Genomic DNA, 12,461 nt, shown 5'->3' with positions numbered 1-12,461 from the left:
GGATTTGATCGTTTGTCGTTTTACATGAATTCCATTCACGTTGCGGCAGTCGTTCCATGGGTAGAATTGCGACATATTTAATATCAGGACAATGGCACATGTTTTTTCGCCTCCTCGCCAGCGCCGTGACGCTGGTGGTGTGCAGTACAGCGCAGGGCCAAACCCCGCTGGTCAGTTCCGCGATCTCTTACACGCGGGACATCCAGCCAATCCTCACTGAAAAGTGTGTGGCCTGCCATGCGTGCAACGATGCGGCTTGCCAGCTCAATCTCGGTAGCGCCGAGGGTGCAACCCGCGGTGCCAGTAAGGTGCCTGTCTACAAGGGTGACCGCACTACGGCGGTGCAACCGACGCGGATCTTCTACGATGCCAGCGGCCCACAGGCATGGCAGCGCAAAGGGTTTTATTCGGTGCTCGATGCCCAGGGCGGTCAGGCGGCCTTGATGGCGCGGATGCTGGAGCTGGGGCACAGCGCACCGCTGACCCCCAACGCCAAACTGCCGGAGGAGATTGTGCTGGGGCTGAACCGTGAGAATTCCTGCCCGGCCCCTGGCGAGTTCAACGCCTACGCCCAGCGCCACCCCAAGGAAGGCATGCCGCTGGCGGTCACCGGGCTGACCGACGAGCAATACCTGACGGTGCAAACCTGGTTGGCACAAGGCGCGCCGGTGGATCAAAACGCAATCAAGCCCAGCCCTGTCGAAGCGGCGCAGATTGCACAATGGGAAGAGCTGCTCAACCGCCCGGGCTCCACGGAGGCGCTTGTCGGCCGCTGGTTGTATGAGCACCTGTTCCTGGCTCACGCCTATTTCGACAATGGCGTGCCGGGGCATTTCTTTCAGTGGGTGCGTTCGCGCACGCCCAGCGGGCAGCCCATCGACCTGATCGCAACCCGGCGTCCGAACGATGACCCGGGCACCAGCTTTTACTACCGGATGATGCCGGTGCAAGGCGTGATCGTGCATAAAACCCACATCACCTATCCGATGGGCGCGCGCAAGCTGGCACGGGTCAAACAATTGTTTTACAGCGGTGACTGGCATGCCACGCGGTTGCCGGGTTATGGCCCGCGTAGCCGGGCCAATCCGTTCGAGACGTTCGAAGCCATTCCGGCAGTGGCGCGTTATCAGTTCATGCTCGACAACGCCGAATACTTCGTGCGCACCTTTATTCGCGGCCCCGTCTGCCGCGGGCAGATTGCTACTGACGTGATTCGCGATAACTTCTGGGCCGTATTCCAGGAACCGGCGCACGACCGTTACGTGACCGATGCGGCTTACCGCGGCGAAGCCACGCCATTGTTGGCAATGCCCGGGCAGATCGACGATGTGGGCAGCATCATTTCCCTGTGGCACAACTACCGCGACAAGCGCAATGACTACGAACAGTTGCGGCAGGACGCCTATGCCGACATGCCGCCACCCGGCTGGTCAACGCTGTGGGCGGGCAACGACAACGCCTTGTTGACGATCTTCCGTCACTTCGACAGTGCCAGCGTCAGCAAGGGCCTGATCGGTGATGTACCGAAGACCCTGTGGCTGTTCGATTACCCGTTGCTGGAGCGGACCTATTACCAGTTGGCGGTCAATTTCGATGTGTACGGCAACGTTGCCCATCAGGCCCAGACCCGCTTGTACTTTGACTTGATCCGCAACGGTGCCGAGGTCAACTTTTTGCGCCTGATGCCTGCCGGGCAGAGAGCCGGGATTCTGGGTGACTGGTACCAGAACAGCGGCAAGCTGAAAATGTGGATGGACTACCAGAAAATCGATGCCGATACCCCGACCGGAATCAAGCTCGATCCAGCCGATCCCAAGCGTGACTTTGCGCTCAAGCTGATCGAGCGTACCGGCACCTTGAATGCGCGTCCCGATCCGATCAACCGTTGCACGGGCGCGTATTGTTCTCGCTCGGGCATTGATCAGGCGTTCCAGTACGCCGAGCAGGCCCTGAGCCGTCTGGCATCACGGCCTGCGGCCGGGCTGGCAGTGATCAACCGCATGCCTGAAGCCAGCATGTTGAGGATCGAAGGGGCCAATGGCAAACGGGTGTTCTACAGCGCGCTGCGCAATCGGGCGCACACCAACGTGGCCTTCATGATGGGCGAGGAGTACCGACTGCAACCCGGGCTGGACACCTTGACCCTGTATCCGGGCGTGCTCAGCAGTTACCCGAACTTCATGTTCAACATTCCGGCGTCAGAGGTTGAAGCGTTCGTTGAGGCGATGGAGGCATCCCGTGATCAGGCAAGCTTCGACGCCATCGTTGAACGCTGGGGCATTCGCCGCAGCCATCCGCAGTTCTGGCAGTACTTCCATGATATTGGCGAGTACATTAATGAAACGGATCCGGTCGAGGCGGGCGTGCTGGACATGAACCGCTACGAGAACCTGTAAAGGTCCGGTTATTTTGAATACCTGGGGTGCTGCTTTCCTGACAAAAATACTAGGACTTTGTCAGGCGCGCCGATTGGCGTAAACTGCGCCCCATGTCTGCGAGGAGATTCCATGAGCGCCATAACGATTACCGACGCCGCCCACGATTACCTGGCTGATCTGCTGTCCAAGCAGAACACCCCGGGCATCGGCATCCGCGTCTTTATCACCCAGCCCGGCACCCAGTACGCTGAAACCTGTATTGCTTACTGCAAGCCGGCTGAAGTCAAACCTGAAGATACGGCCATTGGCCTGAAAACCTTTACCGCCTGGATCGATTCGTTCAGCGAACCGTTCCTGGACGATGCCGTGGTGGATTACGCCACTGATCGCATGGGTGGCCAGCTGACCATCAAGGCGCCAAACGCCAAAGTGCCGATGGTCAATGCCGACAGCCCGATTAACGAACGCATCAACTACTACCTGCAAACCGAGATCAACCCGGGCCTGGCCAGTCATGGCGGTCAGGTCAGCCTGATCGAAGTGGTTGAAGACGGTATCGCGGTGCTCAAGTTCGGTGGCGGTTGCCAGGGCTGCGGCCAGGCGGACGTGACCCTGCGTGAAGGCATCGAGCGAACCCTGCTTGAGCGAGTCCCGGAGCTCAAGGGTGTACGTGATGTGACCGACCACTCGCAGAAAGAAAACGCCTACTACTGAGTCATCGGTAACAGGGTGTTCGCTGCAAGGCAGATGAAAAAACGGTGCCCCGTGAGCACCGTTTTTTTATGCCCGCGAAACAGGGCGGCTGTGTCGTGCGGGGTGATTCAGGGCCGGTACAAATGCGCATGGCCTGCGCGGTACAGTGAAGAAGCCGAGAAGCTGTCGTTGGCCAGAACCCGGCCCACCAGAATCAGCGCTGTACGCTTGAAACCCTTGGCTTGGACCTTCCCCAAAATGTCTTCCAGGGTGCCTTGTACCCAGTCCTGATCGGGCCAGCTGGCACGGTGGATGACGGCAATCGGGCAGTCGCTGCCGTAATGCGGCGTCAGTTCGGCGACGATCGCCTCAAGGTTCTTCACCCCCAGATGAATCGCCATGGTTGCCTTGTGCTGTGCCAGGCTGGCCAGTTCTTCGCCAGCCGGCATCACGGTTTTTTCCGCGTAGCGGGTCAGGATTACGGTCTGCGAGATATCCGGAAGGGTCAATTCTGCGCCGAGTATCGCGGCGCAGGCGGCGGTGGCGGTGACCCCGGGAATGATCTCGAAGGCGATGCCCAGCTCACGCAGGCAGCGAATCTGTTCGCCAATCGCGCCATACAGCGAAGGATCGCCGGAGTGTACCCGGGCTACATCCTGGCCCTTGGCGTCTGCGGCCTGGATCAGGGCGATGATTTGCTCAAGGTGCAACTCGGCGCTATTGATCACCTGTTCAGCCTGATGGCCTTCAAGTACTGCGGCCGGCACCAGCGAGCCCGCGTAAATGATCACTGGGCAGCTGCGGATAAGGCGCTGGCCCTTGACGGTAATCAGCTCTGGATCGCCGGGCCCGGCACCGATGAAATAAACAGTCATGGCAGTCTCTGGAAAAGGTCGAGATAGAGCTGTTCTTGAACAACGCTCATAGTGAGGCAGGGGATTATCGCGGTTTTTACCCGGCGCAGGCCAATGCAAAGGTTGCCACTGGCGAATGCTTGCGGGTGATCAACAGGCGTGCCGGGGTGCCAGCCAGTTGCCCGGCCAGGGCCAGTGCTGAACTTTCCGCAACGCCAAAGCAACCGGTTTGTTCGAATGCAACGGCCGAGCGCTGGCTGAGCTGTGGTGCATAAGGCGCTAGCCGCTCGGCACTGAACACGGTCAATGGCAAGGCCAGCCGTGCCCCCAACTCGATCAGCCCCGGTTCTGCGCGTTTGTGTTCGATACTGGCCAGGCCGCAGATCGCGCTCAGGGCGATCCCGGCCTCCCTGAGTGACGCTTCGATCAATGCCCATAAATCATCAGCACTGCAGCCCTGGCGGCAGCCCAGGCCCATCACCAGGACGGGCGCCGAGGCGGGCCGCATCATGCCGGGTACTGATCCTGCGGATTACGCCGGAACAACCAGGTGCTGATAACACCCAGGGCCAGCCAGAACGCCAGGTTGGTCAATTGCGAGGCGATCTTGAACTGCGACTCCAGTTCCTGCGGGGCCAGACTGGAATGCACCAGCGGTTGAGGCGCGCCAAAGACGTGGGGTACCAGCACGATGGCCACCGCCAGTAGCTTCAACGCCCAATGTTTGCCAAAGGCCAGCAGTGCAATGCCGACAGCGGTCGAGGCGGCCGTAGTGATCCACCAGATCTGCCGTTGCAGCAAGTCAGCCGCCGCCGTGCCTGGCAACTCGGGTGGCAGGCCCAGGGTTGGCGCCAGGCAGAACGTGGCATAACCGGCCAGACCCCAGAGCAAACCCTGGGCGGTACGGGTGGGGCTGCGCAAGGTGTACAGACCGGCGAGCATCAGGGCAAAACCCACCGCAACCACCAGATTGCCACCTGTGGTCGACAGCACGCGCTGCCAGCCATCTTCCGGTTCCCAGGCTTCAGCGTCGTGGGCATGGCCGGCTACGCTGCTGTTTGCATGTTCATGTACTGCGCTGGCAGCCGGTGTTTCGTAGGTTTCTGCCTGGAGAATCAGCGGGGAGACCCACAGGCTTTGCAGCACCGTCAGCAACAACGCGGCCAGCAAGCCGGTGAACCCGGCGGTTTGAGCAATACGCTTGATCATGGCAGGCAGTCTCAATGGCACGGAAAGGCCGCGCTGTGACGGGTGTCATGCGCTGCATTGTGAACGGCCTCGATATGCGAGAAGCCTGCAAAATAGACGAGGAAAGCTCCCAGCACCGTGGCACCGATGGCGACGGCAAGGCGCTGGCTGCGGGTGGACGTGGCGGCTGTGGCTGAGTGCGTGTGGCGGGTGCTGATGGACATGGCGCTGGCCTCGGGTCAGGCAGCGGGCATCAGAGCGCAACAAACCCGCGAACGAAGCTCGCAGGGTTCAACAGCGCCCGCCCACCGCGGGTTTGTTATTCAACGTGACCAGGCCGGTCTCCGGGCTTGCGAGGGGCTCATGCCATCTGAGCCTGCAACATCACCTTCCCATGCCTGAGCACAGTGGATTAGATGTTTCTCTCGCTTACCGTTGCGGGGGCAGCGCCGGACTTGCCAGGGCGATTAACGCCTGACGCACCGGTTTCCCGTTTCACCCAGTGAAGGGCACCTGATACAAGATGTGTAGAAAAGCACAGCAGCGAGCAACCGTCAATTCGCGGCGTTCGGCGAACGCTTGAGTCAACGCTCAAGCATGCTTTTGACCTTGTCCCTCAGTTGATCAATCGAGAACGGTTTGCCAATCATTGCCATGCCGTCGGTGACTTCAACGCTGTCTGCGTAGCCACTGGCAAACAGGATGGGCAAGCTGTGGCGCAGCTCACGGGCTTTTTGCGCCAGTGCCTGGCCGTCCATGCCGGGCAGCCCTACATCGGTCATCAGCAAGTCGATGTGCTGATGCGTGTCTTCCAGCAATTCAATCGCCCGCGCGCTGCCGTCAGCTTCAAGCACGCTGAACTCCAGCTCTTCCAATACGTCGACAATCAGCATGCGCACGATGTCGTCGTCTTCGACCACCAGGATGGTGGAGGGTGTTGCAGGCATAGTGGTTACCCCAAGAAAATATTGAGCGCGGGTGAAGGGGGCCAGTGAGTGCTGGCAGGCAGCGCCAGGAAGCCGCCCGGACACGTATCCGCGCCTGTACAAAAGTTGCCGCTGTACAAGTTCTGCCAGAATAGCGCTTAGCGATAGGTGTAGGCAGATTTATGTAAGAAATTTAGCGATTTCGCGTAAGAAAATAGCTTATGCCGGGGGTTATCCGGCAAACTTGCGGTTTTTTATGACTGTCCACGGGCCAGAAAAAATGAAATCACCTGCAGCAGTTGATGAGAAAAGCTTTCGCAAACTCCTGAGTCGCAACGTCGGTTTGCCCTTGGGTGTGGGCGTGCTTAGCGCCGTGCTGTTTGTGGCGATGATCAGCTACTTGTTGACCGTGATTCAGTGGCTCGAGCACACCGACCGGGTGATCAGCAATGCCAATGAGGCCGTCAGACTGACAGTCGATCTGGAAACCGGCATGCGCGGTTATCTGATTACCGGTGATGAGCATTTCCTTGACCCGTATGAAGTGGCAAAACCGCAAATCAAGGCTCAACTGCTGACTCTGCAAGACATGGTCAGTGACAACCCGCAGCAGGTCGATCGCCTCAAGCGCCTGGAAGCCTTGCAGGCCGACTGGAGTGAATACGCCCAGTCGATGATTGATATGCGCCGTAATCACGGCAACTACAGCGCTGCCGTGCAGGCCGGGCGGGGCAAGCAACTGAGTGATCAGGTGCGTAAGGAGTTCGACAGCTTCATTGAGATGGAACAACAGTTGCGCGTAGCGCGCAGCACGGACGTGAGCCGCACGACGTTTATCAGCATCGGCCTGTATTTGCTCTTTGTCCTGGGTGTCAGTGGTCTTCTCGCCTACATTGGCCGCCGTGATTTGCTTGACCTGTCAAACAGTTACAGTGCGACGTTGGCGTCGCAACTGCAAACGGCCGAACGCCTGGAGCATCAGGGCTGGCTGCGTAACGGGCAAACCGAGCTGGCCGAACAGGTGCTGGGGCGCCTGACCCTCAACATGTTGGGGCGCAACATTTTGCAGTTCTGCGCCCAATACCTGGGCTCGGTGGTCGGCGCCGTGTATGTGCGTGAAGACCATGGCGGTCTGAAGCGTGTGGCCAGCTATGGTTTTTCCCGGGAGCAGGAAGCCCGGGACCAATTGATCCACAACGATGAAGGCCTGGTCGGTCAGGCCGCGCAGCAGGATCAACTGATCCGTCTGGACAATGTCCCCGCGGATTATTTCAAGGTCAGTTCAGGGCTGGGCGAAGGCACGCCGGGTAGCGTGATTGTTGTGCCGACCAGTGACGATGACCGGGTCAACGGGGTCGTTGAGCTGGGCTTCCTGCGGCCACTGGCTCAGCGCGATATCGAGCTGTTCGAGTTGATTGCCGACAACATCGGCATGTCCATCGAAGCCGCGCGCTATCGCCAGCGTCTGCAGGAAGTGCTGGCCGAGACCCAGCAGTTGAATGAAGAACTGCAAGTGCAGCAGGAAGAGCTCAAGACCGCCAATGAAGAGCTGGAAGAGCAGTCGCGTATCCTCAAGGAGTCGCAGACCCACCTCGAAACCCAGCAGGCAGAGCTGGAACAGACCAACGAGCAACTGGCAGACCAGGCCCTGGCGCTGGCCGGTCAGCGTGATGCGATGGACCAGAAGAACAATGAACTGAATCGGGCCCAGATCCAGCTCGAGGAGCGGGCCGACGAGTTGCTGCGCTCCAGCAAGTACAAGTCCGAATTCCTGGCCAACATGTCTCATGAGCTGAGGACACCGCTCAATAGCTCATTGATTCTGGCCAAACTCCTGTCGGAAAACCCTCAGGGCAACCTTTCGCCCGAGCAGGTCAAGTTTTCCGAATCGATCTACTCCGCCGGTAATGACTTGCTCAACCTGATCAACGACATCCTGGATATTTCCAAAGTGGAAGCCGGCAAGCTCGAAGTCCGCCCCGAAAATACCGGTGTGGCGCGGGTGGTGGAAGGTCTGCGCGGTATGTTCGAGCCGCTGGCCGCGGACAAATCCCTGAACTTCCAGGTTGAGCTGCAGCCCGGCACGCCGGCGATGATTTATACCGACAGCCAGCGACTGGAGCAGATCCTGAAAAACCTGCTGTCGAATGCGATCAAGTTCACCGAGAAAGGTCAGGTCAGCCTGACCGTAGCGGGCCAGCCGGGCCACGGCATTGTCTTTGCCGTGCGCGACTCGGGTATCGGCATTGCCCCGGAGCAGCAGGAAAGTATCTTCGAGGCCTTCCGTCAGGCGGATGGCACTACCAACCGGCGCTATGGCGGCACTGGCCTGGGGTTGTCGATTTCCCGCGATCTGGCGAGCTTGCTCGGTGGGTCCATCAGCGTTGTCAGCGAACCGGGGCAGGGCAGTACCTTTACTCTGGTGTTGCCTGAACAGTTCGTTGAGCACGATGACCAACAGCCACTGATTGTGCTGAGTGCGCCGGTGCGGGTGGCTCCGGTGATGCCAAGGCCCGTGCCGGCGCCGATAGCCGTGCCGGTGGTCGAGATCCCGCGATTCATGGATGACCGGGAAAAGGCCCCGTTCGCCACGCGTTGCATTCTGGTGATCGAAGATGAGCCCAACTTTGCGCACATCCTCTTCGATCTGGCGCATGAGCTGGGTTATCACTGCCTGGTGGCCCATGGGGCGGACGAAGGTTTCAACCTCGCGGCGCAATTCCTGCCCGATGCCATTCTGCTCGACATGCGCCTGCCGGATCACTCCGGCCTGACCGTGTTGCAGCGGCTCAAGGCTCTGGCGCCCACCCGGCACATCCCGGTGCACGTGATCTCGGTGGAAGACCGCATCGAAGCCGCAATGCACATGGGAGCCATCGGTTACGCAATCAAACCGACATCCCGTGAAGAATTGAAAACCGTGTTCGCCCGCCTCGAGGCCAAGCTTGCGCAGAAGGTCAAGCGCGTGTTGCTGGTCGAGGATGATGACCTGCAGCGCGACAGCATTGCGCGCCTGATCGGCGATGAAGACATCGAGATTACCGCCGTGGGCTTTGCCCATGAGGCACTCGAACTGCTGCGCACGAATATTTACGACTGCATGATCATCGACCTCAAGTTGCCCGACATGCTGGGCAATGACCTGCTCAAGCGCATGTCCACCGAGGACATCTGTTCGTTCCCGCCGGTGATCGTCTACACCGGGCGCAACCTGACCCGCGATGAAGAGGCCGAGCTGCGCAAGTACTCGCGCTCGATCATTATCAAGGGCGCCCGCTCGCCTGAGCGTTTGCTGGATGAAGTGACATTATTTCTGCACAAAGTCGAATCTCAGCTGTCCCATGAACGGCAAACGATGCTCAAGACCGCCCGCAGCCGCGACAAGGTGTTTGAAGGGCGCAAGATCCTGTTGGTGGACGACGACGTGCGCAATATCTTCGCCCTCACCAGCGCCCTTGAGCAAAAAGGCGCGATTGTCGTGATCGGACGCAACGGCCGTGAGGCCATTGAACGGCTGAACGAGGTCGAGGACATCGATCTGGTGCTGATGGACGTGATGATGCCGGAAATGGATGGCTATGAAGCCACCATTGAAATCCGCAAGAATCCGCGCTGGCGCAAGCTGCCGATCATTGCGGTTACGGCCAAGGCCATGAAGGACGATCAGGAGCGGTGCCTGCAGGCAGGCACTAACGATTACCTGGCAAAACCCATTGATCTGGATCGGTTGTTTTCGTTGATCCGGGTGTGGCTACCGAAAATGGAACGTATATAAGTGCAACGAAGCACAGACATCGAGTTGCGGTTGTTGATCGAGGCGATTTACCTCAAATACAGCTACGACTTTCGTGACTACTCCGGCGCGTCGGTGAAGCGCCGGGTACACCATGCCATGCGCCAGTTCGAGTGCAGCACCATCTCCGCCCTCCAGGCGCGGGTGCTGCATGACCCGACAGCCTTCATGCAGCTGCTGCAGTACCTGACGATTCCGGTCAGTGAGATGTTTCGTGATCCTGAGCACTTTCTGGCGATCCGCCAGGAGGTGGTGCCGTTTCTCAAGACCTATCCGTCGCTCAAGATCTGGATCGCGGGCTGCAGCACCGGCGAGGAGGTCTATTCGATGGCTATCTTGCTGCGCGAAGAGGGCTTGCTGGATCGCACCATCATCTACGCCACGGATATCAACCCGCGCTCACTGGAAAAAGCCAAGCAAGGCATTTTCTCGATGGAGAATATCCGGGCCTATACCCTCAATTACCAGAAATCAGGCGGGCAACGCGCTTTCTCGGATTACTACACAGCGGCCTACGATTACGCGATTTTTGACAAGTCCCTGTGCGAGAACGTGACCTTTGCCGATCACAGCCTGGCGACGGACAGCGTATTCTCAGAAACTCATTTAATTTCATGTCGTAACGTATTGATTTACTTCAATAAAAACTTACAAAACAGAGCCTTTGGCTTGTTTCACGAGTCGCTGTGCCACCGCGGTTTCCTGATGCTGGGCAGTAAGGAAACCCTGGATTTCTCGGACTACAGCAAGCAGTTCACGCCCTTACTCAAACATGAACGGATCTACCGCAAATTATGAAGGCAGATACCGCGAGCCTGCGTCCAGTGCAGGCCATTGTTGTTGGCGCTTCTGCGGGGGGCGTTGAGGCGCTGCTGAGCATATTTTCCGGATTGAAGACGGGCTTCAGGCTGCCGATCATCGTGGTCTTGCACGTTCCGGATGAGCGCCGCAGTCAATTGGCCGAGGTCTTTTCCCGGCGGGTCTGCCTTCCGGTCAAAGAGGTAGACGACAAGGAGTCGATCGTGCCGGGCACCTTGTATTTCGCAGCACCCGGCTATCATGTATCGGTGGAGCGGGACCGCAGTTTTTCGTTAAGCCGTGAGGAGCGCGTGCATTACTCGCGCCCCTCGATTGATTACCTGTTCGAGTCTGCCGCTGATGTATACCAACATGCCCTGGTCGCAATTTTACTGACGGGGGCCAATCAGGATGGGGCTCAAGGGTTGGAAATGGTCAGCCAGCAAGGCGGCCTGACGATCGTCCAGGACCCTGACGAAGCACTGGCTTCCACCATGCCGAATGCGGCACTGGCGCGTATCAAGCCGGATTACATCCTTCCATTGCACGGCATCGGCCGTCTGCTAGTCGAGCTGGAACGAATCGAATGCTACTAAGTGATATTCAAGCCAAGCTATTGATCGTTGATGATCTGCCGGAGAACCTGCTGGCGCTCGAAGCGTTGATCAAGCGCGAGGATCGGGCGGTCTACAAGGCGTTGTCCGCGGACGAGGCTTTGTCATTGCTGCTGCAACACGAGTTCGCGATCGCCATTCTTGACGTACAAATGCCAGGGATGAATGGCTTTGAGCTGGCCGAACTGATGCGCGGCACGGAAAAAACCAAAAACATCCCGATTGTTTTTGTCAGCGCTGCCGGGCGTGAGATGAACTATGCCTTCAAGGGCTATGAAACCGGCGCCGTCGACTTTTTGCACAAGCCGCTGGATATCCATGCGGTCAAGAGCAAGGTCAATGTGTTCGTCGACCTTTATCGGCAGAGCAAGGCTTTGAAGCAACAACTCGAAGCTCTGGAACAAAGCCGCCGTGAGCAGGAAACCCTGCTCGCGCAATTGCAGGTAACCCAGGGCGAACTCGAGCATGCCATCCGCATGCGCGATGACTTCATGTCGATTGTCTCCCATGAGGTCCGCACCCCGCTCAATGGGTTGATCCTGGAAACGCAACTGCGCAAGATGCATCTGGCGCGGGACAATGCGGCTGCGTTTACCCTGGACAAGATGCAGGCGATGGTCGATCGCGACGAACGCCAGATCCAGAGCCTGATCCGCTTGATCGAAGACATGCTCGACGTGTCGCGCATTCGTACCGGTAAACTGTCGATCCGCCCGGTCGAGTTTGACTTGTCGCGTGCAGTCGGTCATTTGCTGGAAAGCTTTGCCCCGCAGATCAGTGCGGCGCACTCCAGCGTCAACTTCACGGCCGAACAGCCGGTGATCGGGCGCTGGGACGAATTTCGCATTGAGCAGGTGGTGTCGAACCTGCTGACCAACGCCTTGCGTTATGGTGCGAACAAGCCAATCGAGGTGTCGGTGTATACCGAGGGTGATTGCGCGGTGATCGATGTGCGCGACCAGGGTATCGGCATCAGCGAAGAGAACCAGCAGCGGGTCTTTCAGCAGTTCGAGCGGGTTTCGGCCAGTCATGTGACTGCCGGGCTAGGGCTGGGGCTGTTTATCTCCGAGCAGATCATTGCCGCTCACAGCGGCACGATCTCTGTGCAGAGCGCCCTGGGCGAGGGGGCCTTGTTCAAGGTTCGCCTGCCCCGGGTGCAAGCGAGCGCAACCAATGACCACGGCCACGGTCGTATGGGCAGCAATGATACCGATTAA

Annotated in this window: 11 protein-coding genes and 1 riboswitch; of the genes, 6 read left to right on the top strand and 5 right to left on the bottom strand. The window is 58.7% G+C overall.

Features of this window, described 5'->3' with window-relative positions; all coding sequences use genetic code 11:
- Positions 1-98: 98 nt before the first annotated feature.
- Together AWM69_RS09585 and nfuA are read left to right on the top strand one after the other, a co-directional pair.
- Positions 99-2,396 (top strand): fatty acid cis/trans isomerase, encoded by a 2,298-nt coding sequence (locus tag AWM69_RS09585; RefSeq protein ID WP_218726412.1) that lies wholly within the window; start codon positions 99-101, stop codon positions 2,394-2,396.
- Between the two features lie 111 nt (positions 2,397-2,507).
- A complete protein-coding gene (gene nfuA / locus AWM69_RS09580) occupies positions 2,508-3,092 on the top strand; it encodes a Fe-S biogenesis protein NfuA (RefSeq protein WP_048380172.1) in 585 nt (194 codons plus the stop codon).
- Positions 3,093-3,199: 107 nt separating this feature from the next.
- Here nfuA and cobM read toward each other — a convergent pair whose 3' ends face one another.
- From cobM to AWM69_RS09555, 5 genes are all read right to left on the bottom strand, one after another.
- Positions 3,200-3,946, bottom strand: coding sequence for a precorrin-4 C(11)-methyltransferase (gene cobM, locus AWM69_RS09575; RefSeq protein WP_131653990.1), 747 nt, complete (start codon positions 3,944-3,946; stop codon positions 3,200-3,202).
- A gap of 76 nt (positions 3,947-4,022) precedes the next feature.
- Entirely contained in the window at positions 4,023-4,436 is a 414-nt protein-coding gene (locus tag AWM69_RS09570; RefSeq protein ID WP_218726410.1) for a cobalamin biosynthesis protein, read from the bottom strand.
- Positions 4,433-5,134 (bottom strand): CbtA family protein, encoded by a 702-nt coding sequence (locus tag AWM69_RS09565; protein ID WP_218726408.1) that lies wholly within the window; start codon positions 5,132-5,134, stop codon positions 4,433-4,435. Before AWM69_RS09565 ends, AWM69_RS09570 begins: the two co-directional genes overlap by 4 nt.
- A gap of 11 nt (positions 5,135-5,145) precedes the next feature.
- Positions 5,146-5,337 (bottom strand): CbtB domain-containing protein, encoded by a 192-nt coding sequence (locus tag AWM69_RS09560; RefSeq protein WP_074702919.1) that lies wholly within the window; start codon positions 5,335-5,337, stop codon positions 5,146-5,148.
- Positions 5,338-5,430: 93 nt separating this feature from the next.
- A riboswitch (cobalamin riboswitch) is annotated at positions 5,431-5,645 on the bottom strand.
- A gap of 52 nt (positions 5,646-5,697) precedes the next feature.
- On the bottom strand, positions 5,698-6,060 hold the full coding sequence (locus AWM69_RS09555; protein WP_131653986.1) for a response regulator: 363 nt from the start codon (positions 6,058-6,060) through the stop codon (positions 5,698-5,700).
- A gap of 259 nt (positions 6,061-6,319) precedes the next feature.
- Between AWM69_RS09555 and AWM69_RS09550 the strand changes: the two genes are divergently transcribed.
- The 4 genes from AWM69_RS09550 to AWM69_RS09535 are packed head-to-tail and all read left to right on the top strand — an operon-like array spanning position 6,320 to position 12,461.
- Positions 6,320-9,814, top strand: coding sequence for a response regulator (locus AWM69_RS09550; RefSeq protein WP_218726407.1), 3,495 nt, complete (start codon positions 6,320-6,322; stop codon positions 9,812-9,814).
- Positions 9,815-10,630, top strand: coding sequence for a protein-glutamate O-methyltransferase CheR (locus AWM69_RS09545; protein WP_218726405.1), 816 nt, complete (start codon positions 9,815-9,817; stop codon positions 10,628-10,630).
- Positions 10,627-11,226, top strand: a complete 600-nt coding sequence (locus AWM69_RS09540; protein ID WP_131653983.1) for a chemotaxis protein CheB — start codon at positions 10,627-10,629, stop codon at positions 11,224-11,226. Before AWM69_RS09545 ends, AWM69_RS09540 begins: the two co-directional genes overlap by 4 nt.
- Entirely contained in the window at positions 11,217-12,461 is a 1,245-nt protein-coding gene (locus AWM69_RS09535) for a hybrid sensor histidine kinase/response regulator (protein ID WP_218726404.1), read from the top strand. The genes AWM69_RS09540 and AWM69_RS09535 overlap by 10 nt, the downstream gene beginning before the upstream one ends.

Source organism: Pseudomonas sp. D1HM (genome assembly GCF_019266105.1).
GTDB lineage: Bacteria > Pseudomonadota > Gammaproteobacteria > Pseudomonadales > Pseudomonadaceae > Aquipseudomonas > Aquipseudomonas taetrolens.
This window is presented reverse-complemented; position numbering and strand designations above follow the sequence as displayed.